General features: G+C 71.7%; 8 protein-coding genes. 2 read left to right on the forward strand and 6 right to left on the reverse strand.

Features of this window, described 5'->3' with window-relative positions:
- Window positions 1–232: 232 nt before the first annotated feature.
- The 6 genes from AC1D2O_RS34665 to AC1D2O_RS34690 form a co-directional block, all read right to left on the reverse strand.
- Window positions 233–1,111 (reverse strand): MaoC family dehydratase, encoded by an 879-nt coding sequence (locus tag AC1D2O_RS34665; protein WP_478158683.1) that lies wholly within the window; start codon window positions 1,109–1,111, stop codon window positions 233–235.
- A 4-nt stretch (window positions 1,112–1,115) separates the two neighbouring features.
- Complete coding sequence (locus tag AC1D2O_RS34670) at window positions 1,116–2,114, reverse strand: tripartite tricarboxylate transporter substrate binding protein (protein WP_478093322.1); 999 nt, start codon at window positions 2,112–2,114, stop codon at window positions 1,116–1,118.
- 38 nt (window positions 2,115–2,152) lie between these two features.
- Window positions 2,153–2,533, reverse strand: a complete 381-nt coding sequence (locus AC1D2O_RS34675) for a Zn-ribbon domain-containing OB-fold protein (protein ID WP_478093324.1) — start codon at window positions 2,531–2,533, stop codon at window positions 2,153–2,155.
- Window positions 2,530–3,681, reverse strand: coding sequence for a thiolase family protein (locus AC1D2O_RS34680; RefSeq protein ID WP_478093326.1), 1,152 nt, complete (start codon window positions 3,679–3,681; stop codon window positions 2,530–2,532). The genes AC1D2O_RS34675 and AC1D2O_RS34680 overlap by 4 nt, the downstream gene beginning before the upstream one ends.
- On the reverse strand, window positions 3,681–4,532 hold the full coding sequence (locus AC1D2O_RS34685; RefSeq protein ID WP_478093328.1) for an IclR family transcriptional regulator: 852 nt from the start codon (window positions 4,530–4,532) through the stop codon (window positions 3,681–3,683). The genes AC1D2O_RS34680 and AC1D2O_RS34685 overlap by 1 nt, the downstream gene beginning before the upstream one ends.
- A 108-nt stretch (window positions 4,533–4,640) precedes the next feature.
- Window positions 4,641–7,058, reverse strand: coding sequence for a DNA internalization-related competence protein ComEC/Rec2 (locus AC1D2O_RS34690; RefSeq protein WP_478158685.1), 2,418 nt, complete (start codon window positions 7,056–7,058; stop codon window positions 4,641–4,643).
- A gap of 166 nt (window positions 7,059–7,224) precedes the next feature.
- On the opposite strand from AC1D2O_RS34690, the gene AC1D2O_RS34695 reads away from it, so the two are divergent.
- Together AC1D2O_RS34695 and AC1D2O_RS34700 are read left to right on the forward strand one after the other, a co-directional pair.
- Entirely contained in the window at window positions 7,225–10,719 is a 3,495-nt protein-coding gene (locus AC1D2O_RS34695) for a transglutaminase family protein (protein ID WP_478158684.1), read from the forward strand.
- Between the two features lie 112 nt (window positions 10,720–10,831).
- A complete protein-coding gene (locus tag AC1D2O_RS34700; RefSeq protein ID WP_478093193.1) occupies window positions 10,832–13,552 on the forward strand; it encodes a circularly permuted type 2 ATP-grasp protein in 2,721 nt (906 codons plus the stop codon).
- The last annotated feature ends 236 nt before the right edge of the window (window positions 13,553–13,788 follow it).

The following is a 13,788-nucleotide window of genomic DNA, read 5'->3' on the forward strand; positions in this document are numbered from 1 at the left end:
CACACGAAGTGAGGAGCGTGGGGGCCATCCAGGCCGGCGCCGGGCCGCCAGCGCGGCGAAGTCCGCGCTTCGCGCTGACGGGCGGCCTGCTGACTCCCCCTCGGGGGGCAGCGGACCACACGAAGTGGGGGAGCGTGGGGGCCACCCAGGCCGGCGCCGGGCCGCCCCAAGGCGGCCTGCGGCCCCCTCGGGGGGCAGCGGACCACACGAAGTGGGGGAGCGTGGGGGCCATTCATCCCCGGACCCGCGCATGGCCGTGGTCGAGCACGACCCGGTCGCGCGCCGGCACGCGGGCCTGGAAGCGCACATCGCTGCCTTCGAGCCACAGCGCCACGCGCAAGGTCTCGCCCGGGAACACGGGCGCCGAGAAGCGCGCGAACAGGCTCAGCAGGCGCGCCGGGTCATGCCCGCAGCAGTGCGCCAGCACCGCGTGGCCGACGATGCCCCAGGTACACAGGCCATGGAGGATCGGCCGCTCGAAGCCCGCGGCGCGCGCGACCTCGGGATCCGAATGCAAGGGGTTGCGGTCGGCGCACAGCCGGTAGAGCAAGGCCTGCTGCGGCAGCGTCGGAATGTCGACCACGCGGTCGGGCGGGCGCGAGGGCACCGCCGCGGGTGCCGGCGGCGCCGCGTCCCCCGGCGCGGCCTCGGTCGCGAAGCCGCCGTTGCCGCGCGCGAAGGTGGTGTGCGTCACGGTCGCGAGCGCCGCGCCGCTGGCCTGGTCGAAAAGATCCTTGTCATAGGTGACCGTGGCGCCCCGCCCCGGCCCCTTGTCGACGATGCGGGTCACGCGATGGCGTGCCACGACCGTGCCCGCCGCCGGCAGCGGCCGGTGCCAGACCACCTGTTCCTCTCCGTGCACGATCTGCGTGAAGTCGATGCCGGTGGCCGCATCCTGCATCCAGGCGCCCGGATAGCCGAGCACCACCGCCAGGGTCGGCAAGGCCAGCGGCGTGCCGGGCGCGGTGTCGTTGACGAAGCGCAGCTGCGTGGGGTCCATGGGGTCGGCGCCGACGCCGAGCGCCAACGCGTAGCGCATCGTGTCCTCGGCCGTGTAGCGATGAACGACGTCGGCGAAGGGCCAGTGCCTCAGGCGTGCGGGATCGATCATCGCGTCAATCCAGCGTCGCACCGGAGGCACTGACCACCTTGGCCCATTTGTCCACCTCGGCCTGCAGGAAGCCGCCGAACGCCTCGGGCGTGTTCCAGCTCGCGGCGAAACCCTGGGCCTCGAACTTGTCCTTGACCTCGGGCAGCGCCAGTGCCTTCCTGAGTTCGGCATTGAGCCGCGCCACGACCTCGGGCGGGGTGCCGGCCGGCGCCAGCAGCCCGTTCCACGCGATGGCCTCGTAGCCCGGCAGGCCGGATTCGGCCACGGTGGGCAGATCGGGCGCCACCGGCGAGCGCTTCGGGCTGGTCACGGCAAGCGCCTTGAGCTTGCCGCTCTTCACGTGCGGCATGGCCGACAGCATGGTGTCGAACATCAGCTGCGTCTGGCCCGCGATCACGTCGGTCAGCGCCGGTGCGCTGCCCTTGTACGGGATGTGCTTCATCTTCACGCCGGCCATCGAGTCGAACAGTTCGGCCGCCAGATGGGTCGACTGGCCGTTGCCCGAGGAGGCGAAATTCAGCTCGCCCGGCTTCGCCTTGGCCAGCGCGATCAGCTCCGCCACGTTGTTCGCGGGCAGGGCCGGATGGGCGACGATCACCAGCGGCCCGCTGGTGAGCTGCGACACCGGCGCGAAGTCCTTCAGCAACCGGTAGCCGAGGTTCTTGAACAACGAGGGATTGATGGCGTGCGCCGTGGTCGCCACCACCAGCGTATAGCCGTCGGGCGCGCTGTGCGCCACCAGTTCGGCACCCGGGTTGCCGCCGGCGCCGGCGCGGTTGTCGACGATGAACTGCTGCCCGGTCTGCTCCGAGAGCTTCTGCGCGACCACCCGCGCCACGATGTCGGTCGGGCCGCCGGGCGGATACGGCACGACCAGTTTCACCGGCTTGGCTGGATAACCCGGCGCCTGGGCCTGGGCCGCCGCAGCGGCGGCCAGGCACAGCACGGCCCCCAGCACCACGAGCCGTTGCCGGCCAAGGAAGAATCGAAGGAATCCATGCATGCCGTGTCTCCTGCTTTTTTGTGATCGAAGAAAGCCGCTCAGGCGCGCGCGGGCTCGAAGCGCACCAGCACCCGGTCCTGGTGCGCGAAGAAGGTCGCCGAGACGCGCTCGCCGATGCGCACGCCGGCCGCGGCATGGGCCATCAGGCGCGGGCCTTCGTCGAGCGTGACCAGCACCAGCGTGTACGGCACGAGGGCGCGGAAGGCATCGGACGGCGCCCGCGACACCACCGTCACGGCATGCACGGTCGCACGGCCGCAGGCGTTCTGCCAGACGAGCCGCGGACCGCCGCAGTTCGCGCAGGCGTAGCGCGCCAAGGTCTGCGGGCTGCCGCAGTCGCCGCAGGACTGGAACCGCAGCACCTGCCGCGCCAGGCCGTCGACGAAGGGTGCGGCGAGCGCGCCTTGCTCCGCGCTCATGGCGCCCCCTCCCGCGACAGGATCAGGCTCACATGCGAGGACATCACGCCGCCGTCGGCATGCACGAAAGCGTGCCTTGGCCGGCGCAGCTGGCGTTCGCCGGCCTGCCCCGCCATCTGCCGGAAGATCTCGACCACGTGCGCCATGCCGCCGGCTACGCCGCAGTGGCCGAAGGAGAGCAGTCCGCCATGGGTGTTGAGCGGCAGCGGCCCATCGGCGCGGAAGTCGCCGCGGCGCACGCGCCCGGCCGCCCCGCCTCGCGGCGCGAAGCCGATCTCCTCGAGCAGCATGGCCAGGGTGATCGTGAAGGAGTCGTAGATGCCGAGGCAGTCGATGTCGCCTCGGGCCAGGCCCGCCTCGTCGAAGGCGCGCGAGGCCGCCTCGGAGGCGCCGCATTGCATGACGTCGGCCATCGCGCTCAGGTGCTGGTGGCGGTGCGCCTGCCCGGCGCCCGTCAACGCCACGCGGGACTCGCCACGCGGTGCGGCCGACACCACCAGGGCCATGGCGCCGTCGGAGATCGGGCAGCAGTCGAGCAGCTTGAGCGGCGCCGCGATCGGCCGGGACGCGAGCACCTCGGCCAGGGAGATCGGGGTCCGCAGGTGGGCGTCCGGGTGACCGGCCGCATGGTCGCGCATCAGCACGGCCAGCTCGGCGAGGTCCTCTTCATGAGTGCCGGTCTCATGCATGTAGCGCGATGCGAGCAGACCGTAGTAGGCCGGCACCGAGGCGCCGTTGGGCAGTTCGAAGTCGGCGTCGCCGACCTGCGCCAGCGTCTGGATCGAGCTGTCGCGCGACTGGCCGCTCAGCCGGTTCTCGCCCGCCACCACCAGCAGGTTGCGGCAGCGCCCGGCGCGCACCAGCTCGCGCGCCAGCATCAGCATCGCGGCGCCCGAGGCACCGCCCAGCTGCAGGCTGTGGGCATAGGCCGGCCGCAGCGCGAAGCGCTCGCAGAACAGCGTCGACAGCATCAGGTGCGGCAAGGTGGTCGCATAGCCGCACAGCACGCCGTCGATGTCGGCGCGCTGCAGCCGGGCCGTGTCAAGCGCCTGCTGCGCGGCCCGGGCCATCAGATCGAGCGCGCCCAGCCCTTCGTGACGGCCGAAGGCGGTGCTGCCCGCTCCCGCGAGGTAGGCGGTTGCGGCCATCAGTGGACCCTGGCGCGCCGGCCGGCACTGCGGGTGGCCATGGCGCTCTGGTGCGCAGCGCCGCTCCAGAGCACTTCGCAGGTCGCGCACTCGCGCCGCAGCGCCTTCGCCAACTCGGCCTCGCGAGACGTGATGCGGTCGTTGAGCGCCGCGATGCTGATCGCCGCGACCGGCCGTCCGTCGGCACCGAGGATCGGCATCGCAATGCCGCCCATGCGCTCGACCACCACATCGAGCAGCACCGCGTAGCCGCGCTCACGCGCCTCCATCGCCCGCGCTTCGAGCAGCTTCGGCGTGATGCGCGGATAGCGCTCGAGCTGCGGCGCGATGACGGCGAGCGCGGCCTTGCGCTCGCCCTCGGGCATCCAGGCCAGCAAGGCCAGGCTGCCGGCACCGACGCCGAGCGGGCGGCGGCTGCCGATCGAGAGGTAGTTGGCACGGATCGGGAAGCGCCCCTCCTCGACGTCCACGCACAGCGACTCGATGCCGCTCGGGATCGACAGGATCACGCTGTCCTCGAAGGTGCCGGTGAGGCGCAGCAGGCTGGGGCGCACCAGCGGGCGCGGGTCGAAGCGCGCCAGCGCCGCCGCACCCAGCACGAGCAGTTCGGCACCCAGGCTGTAGTGCTTGGTATCGGCATCGCGCACCACGAAGCCGTCGCGCATCAGCACCTCGATGAGGCGCAGCACGGTGGTCTTGTCGAGGCCGGTCGCCAGCGCGATGTCGGTCAGCCGTGCGACGCCCGGGTCGGACAGGGCTCGCAGGATGCGGCAGGCGCGCTCGACCGACGAGGTCGGCTCGGTGGCGCTGTTGGCGAGCACGGAGGGGACGGAGCGGGGACGGACGGCCATCGTATGCCTGTGTTTCGTTCTGCGGAACCTGTATGTCTGGCATTCATTGAAGTTCCGACGCTCCCCATCGTCAAGCGAAAGACAAAAAGTTGCGGTGAATGAAACTTTTCAAGGGGAAACCCCGACGACCTGCATTCGGGGCAAGACGTGATGCCAATAGCGCGCCTGCCGTTCCCGCTCGCAGACCAACTGCTCCGGCCGCGTGCTGGTCCAGGTCGCAGCGCCGCAGCGCGGCGACTCGGCCAGCGCGATCCCGCGCTCCCGATAGCGCGCCACAACCTCCGCGGCCGGGTGCCCGAAGCGGTTGCGGTAGCCGGCCTGGACCAGCGCGATGCGCGGCCGCACCGCGTCGAGCAGCAGCGCGGTCGACGAGGTCTTGCTGCCATGGTGCGGCGCCAGCAGCACATCGGCGCGCAGGTCCGGCGTGCGCGCCACCAGCGCCGCCTCCTGCAGGCGCTCGATGTCGCCGGCCAGCAGGGCGGTCGCGCGGCCGTTGCCGATGCGCAGCACGCACGAGATGGCGTTGGGCCTGGGCTTGACGAAGGCGGCGTAGTCGTCGCCCTGCGGATGCAGGACCTCGAAATCGACGCCGTCCCAGTGCCAGCGCTGGCCGGCCTCGCAGCGCCGGGCCGGGCGCAGGACCTGCAGCGGGTGCTCGGCCTCGATCGAGCTCAGCAGCGTCGCCTGCGGCTGCGCGGCCAGCACCGCGGGTGCTCCGCCCACGTGGTCGCTGTCGCGATGGCTCAGCACGACGGCATCCAGCCGCTCGCCGAGCGCCCGCAGCAGCGGCACCAGCACCCGCTGGCCGGCGTCGCTGTCGGGGCCGTAGCGCGGGCCCGTGTCGTACAGCAGGCTGTGCGTGGCGGTGCGCACCAGCACGGCGTTGCCCTGCCCGATGTCGGCCGCGAGCAGTTCGAATTCGCCCGCGGCGGGCCGCGGCGCCTGCCACAGCAGCGCCGGCAGCAGCAGCGGCACCCCGAGCAGGCGCAGCGACCCCGGCAGCCGCATCGCCAGCAAGGTGCCGCCCAGAACGCCCGCCATCGCCATCCAGAGCGGCGGCGCCGGCATCGACAAGGTCGCGAACGGCAGGCCGGCGAGCCACTCCAGCACCCACGACAGGGCCTGCACCGACCACGCGGCGGCATGCCACAACGGCGCGGCAACGACGCCGAGCATCGCCAGCGGCGTCACGACCAGCGTGACCCAGGGAATCGCGATCGCGTTGGCCAGCAGGCCGACGGCCGAGACCTGCTGGAACAGCAGCAGCGTGAGCGGCGTCAGCGCCAGCGTCACGACCCATTGCTCGCGCAGCAGGCGCAGCAGGCGCCCGGCGAGGCCTGCCGGCGCGTCGGCGGGCGCCGCGCCGTCGGAGGCGAACAGCACGCCGACGGCGACGAAGCTCAGCCAGAAGCCCGCCTGCATCAGGGCCCAGGGGTCGGCCGCGACCACGACGGCGCAGGCGAAGAGCCAGACGAAGGGCCAGGGCCAGCGCCGGCCCGTGAAGCGAAGCAGCCCGATGGCGGTGAGCATCAGCACGGTGCGCTGCGAAGGCACGCCCCAGCCGCTGAACACCGCATAGAGCGCGGCCAGGAGCACGCCCCCGACCAGCGCGGCATGCTGCGCCGGCCAGCGCAGCATCAGGCGGCCGCTGCGGCGCCACAAGGCGCCGACGAGCGCGGTGGCGAGCCAGGCGAACATCGTGATGTGGAGGCCGGAGATCGACATCAGGTGGGCGACACCGGTGGCGCGGAAGACGTCCCAGTCGGTGCGCTCGATCGCGTTCTGGTCGCCCGTGACCAGCGCCGCGACCACGCCGGCCCGGCGCGGGTCGTCGATACGCTCGAAAGCGGCATCGCGCACCGATTCGCGCAAGCGCTCGACCGGATGGCGCCAGGTCGAGCCCAGGCGCTCCGGCGCGGGATCGCGGGCCCCGGTGCGGACCTGGCCGGTCGCGTGCTCGCCCTGCTCCCACAGGCGAAGCTCATGGTCGAAACCATGCGGGTTGAGGCTGCCATGCGGCGCCCGCAGCCGCACCGCGAAGCGCCAGCGCTCGCCCGCGTGCAGCGGCGCCGGCTTGACGGCCTCCTCGGCCGGACGCGCCCAAGGGCCCGTGGACGTGTCGTACCAGCCCAGCGAGACGCGCGATGGCACCTGCGGCGGCGGGCCGTCGCCGGCGTCCGCCGCCTGGACCCAGCGCGCCGACTCGAGCTCGAACGCGAACCGGGTCGCGCCGGCGCCAAGCTGGGGCATGCTCGCGACCCGGCCCTCCACCAGCAGATCGCGTCCCTCGATGGCGGGCGACAGGGCGCCGGCCGAGTAGGCCGCGGCGCGCCAGCCCGCCGAGCCGCCACCGGCCATCGCGCCCAGCAGCAGCGCCGCCGGCAGCCACAGCGCCGATGGCCAGCGCAGCGCACCGAGCCCCAGCCAGCCGCACGCGGCCAGCGTGAGCAGGCCCGCATAGAACGCCCAGTGCCACAGCGCCGCCTGCTGCAGCTGCAGCGCAGCGCCGAGCACCGAGCCCGCCATCGCGGCGAAGACCGCCAGGGCGCGCGTCCGCCGCCCGGCCGTCACGAGACGACTCCCGATTCCATCTGCAACTCACTCCCTTGTGCGCTTCTTTGGCGCGCAAATTGCTTTCTGTGTCGGCTAGTATGCGACTCATCCCGAGGCATCCTCGACGCACCGAGAAACAATGTCCATCCACGCCGCCCTACACCACGTCACCCACTACAAGTACGACCGTCCGGTGCAACTCGGCCCCCAGGTGGTCCGCCTGCGTCCGGCGCCGCATTGCCGCAGCAACGTGATCTCGTACTCGCTGCGGGTCGAGCCCGAAGAGCACTTCGTCAACTGGCAGCAGGACCCGTTCGCGAACTACCAGGCGCGACTGGTGTTCCCCGAGAAGACGCGCGAATTCAAGGTCACGGTCGACCTCGTGGTCGAGATGGCGGTCTACAACCCCTTCGATTTCTTCCTCGAGCCCCAGGCCGAGAACTTCCCTTTCGAGTACACCGAGGCGCAGGCGCAGGAGCTGGCGCCCTACCTGGTGGCCGACGCGGCCACGCCGCTGGTGCAGGCCTACCTCGAGAAGGTCGACCGCAAGGCACAGCGCACCATCGACTTCCTGGTCGGCATCAACCAGCAGGTGCAGCAGGACGTCAACTACCTGATCCGCATGGAACCCGGCGTGCAGACGCCCGAGGAGACGCTGACCAACGGCTCGGGCTCCTGCCGCGACTCCGGCTGGCTGCTGGTGCAGCTGCTGCGCCACTGCGGCCTGGCGGCGCGCTTCGTGTCGGGCTACCTGATCCAGCTCACGCCCGACGTCAAGGCGCTCGACGGCCCGAGCGGCACCACGGTCGACTTCACCGACCTGCATGCCTGGTGCGAGGTCTACCTGCCGGGGGCGGGCTGGATCGGACTCGACGCCACCTCGGGCCTGCTGGCCGGCGAAGGCCACATCCCGCTGGCCTGCACGCCGACGCCCTCGAGCGCCGCGCCGATCGAGGGCGCGGTCGACGAAGCCGAGGTCGCGTTCGGCCACGAGATGAAGGTCACGCGCATCCACGAGTCGCCGCGCGTCACCAAGCCCTACACCGAAGCGCAATGGGCCGAGGTGCTGGCGCTGGGCGATGCGGTCGACAAGCGCCTCGCGGCCGGCGACGTGCGCCTCACGATGGGCGGCGAGCCGACCTATGTGGCCACCAGCGACCGCGACGCCGCCGAATGGAACACCGACGCCCTCGGCCCCACGAAGCGCGGCTATGCGACTGAACTGGTGCACAAGCTGCGGGCCGAATACGGCAAGGGCGGCTTCCTGCACTTCGGCCAGGGCAAGTGGTATCCGGGCGAGCAGCTGCCGCGCTGGGCGCTGTCGATCTTCTGGCGCGCCGACGGCCAGACGCTGTGGCACAACCCGGCGCTCTTCGCCGACGAACGCACGCCCACGCACTACACCAGCGAGGATGCGCGCCGCTTCACCACGGAGCTCTCGCACCGCCTGGGCCTGACCGAGCGCTACATCCAGCCCGGCTACGAGGACGTCTACTACTACCTCTGGCGCGAGCGCCGGCTGCCGGTCAACGTCGACCCCTTCGACTCCAGGCTCGACGACGAGATGGAGCGCGTCCGTTTGCGACGCGTGTTCACGCAGAAGCTCGACGCCGTGATCGGCTACATGCTGCCGATCGAGGCCGCCAACGCCGACACCGATGCGCCCGCGCTCGCGGGTCCGGGCTGGAAGACCGGCCCCTGGTTCCTGCGCGATGACCGCATGTACCTGATCCCGGGCGATTCGCCGATGGGCTACCGGCTGCCGCTCGATTCGCAGCCCTGGACCCGCAAGGGCGACTATCCCTACCTGGTCGAGCGCGACCCGACCGCGCCGCGCGGCAGCCTGCCGGCATCGGCCGACTACCGTGCGCGCTACGCGGGCCCGCCGGCCGGCGCGGAGGCCGACCGCGGTGCCGTGCCCTATGCCTTCGGCGCGCCCGAAGCGGCGCCGGCGGCGCTGCGCAGGCAGGCGCCGGGCGACGGCCCCCGCCCGACGGCAGACGCCGCCATCGACCCGACCACGCCGCGCCAGCCGCGGCGCGGCGAGTCGGCCCACTGGATCACCCGCAGCGCGCTGTGCGTCGAGGTGCGCGACCCGCGCCGCGCCAACGGACCGGCGGCCGAGAAGCTCGGCAGCGCCTCGGGCGTGCTCTACGTCTTCATGCCGCCGCTGGCGCGGCTGGAGGACTACCTCGACCTGGTCGCCGCGATCGAAGCCACGGCCGAGCAGCTCGGCGTGAAGATCGTGATGGAAGGCTATCCGCCGCCGCGCGATCCGCGCCTCAAGATGCTGCAGGTCACGCCCGATCCCGGCGTCATCGAAGTCAACATCCATCCCGCGCACAACTGGCGCGAGCTGGTCGAGCACACCGAGTTCCTCTACAACGCCGCGTTCGAGACCCGCCTGTCGGCCGAGAAGTTCATGACCGACGGCCGCCACACCGGCACCGGCGGCGGCAACCACTTCGTGATGGGCGGCGCGGTGCCGACCGACAGCCCCTTCCTGCGCCGGCCCGAGCTGCTCGCCAGCCTGCTGCTCTACTGGCACAACCATCCGTCGCTGAGCTACCTGTTCTCGGGCATGTTCATCGGCCCGACCAGCCAGGCGCCGCGCGTGGACGAGGCCCGAAACGACCAGGTCTACGAGCTCGAGATCGCGCTCAAGGAAATCGCCCGCAACCGCGAGATCCACGGCCAGAACATGCCGGCCTGGCTGGTCGACCGGACCTTGCGCAACATCCTGGTCGACGTCACCGGCAACACGCACCGCAGCGAGTTCTGCATCGACAAGCTCTATTCGCCCGACTCCAGCACAGGCCGCCTGGGCCTGCTCGAGCTACGCGCTTTCGAGATGCCGCCGCATGCCCGCATGAGCATCGCGCAGCAACTGCTGCTGCGCGCCTTCATCGCCCGCTTCTGGGACGCCCCCTACCAGGCGCCGGCCACCCGCTGGGGCACCGAGCTGCACGACCGCTTCCTGCTGCCGACCTTCGTCAGGATGGACTTCGACGACGTCATCAGCGAGATGCGGCAGGCCGGCTTCGCCTTCGACCCGAACTGGTTCGCGCCGCACTTCGAGTTCCGTTTCCCGCTGGTCGGCCAGGTGCAGGCGATGGGTGTCGAGCTGTCGCTGCGCAACGCGCTCGAACCCTGGCACGTGATGGGCGAGGAAGGCTCGGCCGGCGGCACGGTGCGCTATGTCGACTCCTCGCTCGAACGCATCGAGGTGCGCGTCACCGGCCTCAACGAAAGCCGCTACGTCGTCACCGTCAACGGCCGTGCGCTGCCGCTGCAGCCCACCGGCACCGTCGGCGAGTTCGTGGCCGGCGTCCGCTACAAGGCCTGGAACCCGCCCTCGGCGCTGCATCCGAGCATCGGTGCGCATGCCCCCCTGACTTTCGACATCGTCGACACCTGGATGAAGCGCTCGCTCGGTGGTTGCCAGTACTTCGTGGCGCACCCGGGCGGCCGCAACTACGACACCTTCCCGGTCAATGCCTACGAAGCCGAAAGCCGGCGCCACTCGCGCTTCTCGCGCATGGGCCACACGCCGGGGCTGATGCGCACGCCGCCGGCGACCATCGAGCTGGCCGGCAGCCGCGAGTTCCCCTTCACGCTGGACCTGAGACGCTAAGGCCAGGAATACCGCGGAACCGGCTTCGCCGGGCCGCTGGTATTGCCCCCGGTAGGGGGTGGGCGCCCGACACGAAGTGCGGGCAACCTGGGGGCGAGTAACAATCACCACCGTGGACCCACAGAACGAATCCCTCTTCGACGCCCAGGCGCTGGAAGCGCCCGCTGCGCTCGCGGCCTCGATCGCTCCCCCGGCCGCGCCGGGCCATTTCGATGAGCTGCGCGGCGCCGCCACGCCGCAGGACGCATCGCGTCCGGCTGCGCCCGCTTCACCCTTTTCACAGCCGGCGCCGCTCTACGAGGCCTCGTCCGTCCCGCCTGCCGCGCCGGTCGCCGAAGACGACGACGATGCCGGTCCGGACGAACAGGCGCCGCTCGCCCCAGCCTGGGCCGACTTCTTCGAGCACCTGGGCCCGGGCGGCTTCGACGACCTGCCGCGGCGCGCCGTCAGCCTCGAACGCCAGATCCGCGACAACGGCGTCACCTACAACGTCTACGCCGATGCCGACGGTCCGCAGCGGCCCTGGTCGCTCGACCTGTTCCCGCTGATCGTCTCGCCCGAGAGCTGGGCCCAGATCGAGGCCGGCGTGCAGCAGCGCGTGCACGTGCTCGACCGGGTGATGGCCGACGTCTACGGGCCCCAGCAGCTGCTGGCCGAGGGGCTGCTGCCGCCTGCGCTGGTCCAGGGCCACCCGGGCTACCTGCGGGCCATGCACGGCGTGCGCCCGCCCGGCGACACCTGGCTGCACATCGCGGCCTTCGATCTCGCACGCGGGCCCGACGGCAACTGGTGGGTGGTCTCGCAGCGCACGCAGGCGCCCTCCGGCCTGGGCTACCTGCTCGAGAACCGGCTCGCGATCGCGCGCCAGTTCCCGCAGGCCTTCGAGAACCTGCAGGTGCAGCGCGTGGCCGCCACCTACAACGCGATGATGGAGGGCCTGCAGCGCATGTGCCCGGCCGGCCAGCCGCCGCACATCGCGCTGCTGACACCCGGCCCCTACAACGAGACCTACTTCGAGCACGCCTACCTGGCGCGCTACCTCGGCATCACGCTGGTCGAGGGCAGCGACCTCACGGTGCGCGACCAGCGCCTGTACCTCAAGACGCTGCAGGGCCTCAGGCCGGTGCACGGGCTCGTCAAGCGGCTCGACGACCAGTACCTCGACCCGCTCGAGCTGCGCCCCGATTCCACGCTCGGCGTGCCGGGCCTGCTGCAGGCGATCCGCGCCGGCAACGTGCTGGTGGCCAACATGCCCGGCTCGGCCTTCCTGGAATCGCCCGCGCTGCTGGGCTTCCTGCCCGCGCTGGCGCGCCGCCTGATCGGCGAGAAGCTGCGACTGCCGGCCCTGCCCACCTGGTGGTGCGGCGAACGCGCCGCAATGGAAGCCGTGCTGCCGCAACTGGCCGACTGCGCGATCAAGTCCACCTACCCCGACTTCGACTCGCACACCAGCTTCGATGCCGTGCTCGGCCACCACATGGGACGGCGCGAGCTCGACGAATGGGCCGGCCGCATCGTGCGCCAGGGCGAGGCCCACACGGTGCAGAGCTACCTGCCGCTGTCGCAGATGCCGACCTGGACGCCGGACCTCGGCCGCGGCCACATCGCGCAGCGCTCGGTGCTGCTGCGCGTGTTCGCGGTCAGCGACGGACCGCGCTCGTGGCGGGTGCTTCCCGGCGGCCTCGCGCGGCTGGCGGGACGCGACGCCCAGATCGCCTCGATGCAGCGCGGCGGCAGCAGCGCCGACGTCTGGGTGCGCACCGAGGGCGAGGTCGACCGCACCACGCTGCTGCAGCCGCACACCACGCCGGCCTCGCTGGCGCGGCATAGGGCCCCGGTCACCAGCCGGGCGGCCGAGAACATGTACTGGCTCGGCCGCTATACCGAGCGGGCCGAGAACGCGGTGCGCCTGGCACGGCTCACGATCGACCTGCTCGGCGGCGAGAACCACTCCGCCCGCGCGCTGCTGGTCTGGCTGCACCGGCTGGCGCTGCGCAACGCGCTGGTGCCGCCCGAAGTGCCGAGCCTGCCGAAGTCGCGGCGCGTGTTCGAGCGGGCGCTGATCGCCGAGATGGGCAACTTCGACCAGGGCGGCAGCGTGGGCTACAGCCTGCGCTGCATCCGCCAGGCGGCCGCCGCGGTGCGCGAGCGGCTGTCGCAGGACCACTGGAACCAGATCGTGCGCGCCGAGACCGATTTCCTGCGCCGCAGCGCCGAGCAGTCCGGCGAGAACTCCGAGGGTGGCTATGCCACCGGCGCCGCGCTGGGCCTGCTCGAGTCGGCCAGCAGCGCGCTGTCGGCCATGACCGGCGCCCAGACCGACCGCATGACACGCGACGACGCCTGGCGGCTGCTGTCGATCGGCCGCCACATCGAGCGCCTGGGTTTCCTCTCGAGCGCGCTGGCGGCCGGTTTCGAGACCGGCTCGGTGCACGAGGTCAGCGGCTTCGAGGCCATGGTGGCGCTGTTCGACAGCACCATCACCTTCCATGCGCGCTACCAGCAGCGGCGCGATGTCGCCACGCTGGTCGACCTGCTGGTGCTGGACGGCGACAACCCGCGCTCGCTGGCCTGGGTCACGCAGACGCTGCGCAAGCGCATCGCCAAGCTCGCGGGCAGCGCGCCCGACAAGCTCACCGCCCTGTCTTTCGACCTGCCCGACCCCGACGGCTGGACCCTCGAAGGCCTGTGCGATCCCGGTCCCGACCAGCAGTATCCGGCGCTGGTGCACGTTTTCGCGAGCTGCGAGGCGGCCGCCTACCATGTGTCGGATGCGATCGGTACGCGCTATTTCACGCTGACTTCCGAGTCGCTGCGTTCTGTGGGGGCGTAGGTTCGCGCGACCGCATGGGGCGACTGTTGCAAGCATGCGTGTGTGCGTGCTTGAGTGCGTGTGGCGGCGGCGGGCGGTAGGCCCCGGGCCGGCCGACGTCACCGGCCGCTTCGCGGCTGCCCTGCGCTGCTCACGGTACGCGGGGTCTCGCTCAAACTCGCTCCGCTGCGCTCCACTCAAACAGTCGCGAGCCCTGATCCGCGCACCGCTGCGCTGCTCGGCGGTGCCTCAACGGC

Source organism: Variovorax sp. P1_G12, from assembly GCF_056405555.1.

Coding starts and splice junctions, on each gene's coding strand:
- AC1D2O_RS34665 (WP_478158683.1), bottom strand. CDS start 1,111: ATGATCGATCCCGCACGCCTGAGGCACTGGCCCTTCGCCGACGTCGTT.
- AC1D2O_RS34675 (WP_478093324.1), bottom strand. CDS start 2,533: ATGAGCGCGGAGCAAGGCGCGCTCGCCGCACCCTTCGTCGACGGCCTG.
- AC1D2O_RS34690 (WP_478158685.1), bottom strand. CDS start 7,058: ATGGCGGGCTCGGTGCTCGGCGCTGCGCTGCAGCTGCAGCAGGCGGCG.
- AC1D2O_RS34685 (WP_478093328.1), bottom strand. CDS start 4,532: ATGGCCGTCCGTCCCCGCTCCGTCCCCTCCGTGCTCGCCAACAGCGCC.
- AC1D2O_RS34680 (WP_478093326.1), bottom strand. CDS start 3,681: ATGGCCGCAACCGCCTACCTCGCGGGAGCGGGCAGCACCGCCTTCGGC.
- AC1D2O_RS34670 (WP_478093322.1), bottom strand. CDS start 2,114: ATGCATGGATTCCTTCGATTCTTCCTTGGCCGGCAACGGCTCGTGGTG.
- AC1D2O_RS34695 (WP_478158684.1), top strand. CDS start 7,225: ATGTCCATCCACGCCGCCCTACACCACGTCACCCACTACAAGTACGAC.